General features: G+C 38.4%; 1 protein-coding gene. It reads left to right on the plus strand.

Annotated elements, in window-relative coordinates; all coding sequences use genetic code 11:
- Positions 1-323 (plus strand): GTP-binding protein (locus tag FUA24_RS01100; protein WP_394344177.1); only part of this gene is annotated, 323 nt, incomplete at both ends.

Genomic DNA, 323 nt, shown 5'->3' on the forward strand with positions numbered 1-323 from the left:
AACAAAGTTGATATGGTTGACGATGAAGAGCTTTTAGAGCTTGTTGATATGGAAGTTAGAGACTTATTATCTTTCTATGAGTATGACGGAGATAATGGTCCTGTAGTTTCTGGTTCTGCTTTAGGTGCACTTAACGGTGAGCAAAAGTGGGTAGATACAGTATTAGAATTAATGGAAGCATGTGATAACTGGATTGAAGAGCCTGTTCGTGATATGGATAAGCCTTTCTTAATGCCAATTGAAGATGTATTCTCTATTACAGGTCGTGGTACTGTTGCTACAGGTAGAATTGAAACTGGTATTGCTCAAACTGGTGATCCTGT

It is taken from the genome of Seonamhaeicola marinus (genome assembly GCF_008085455.1).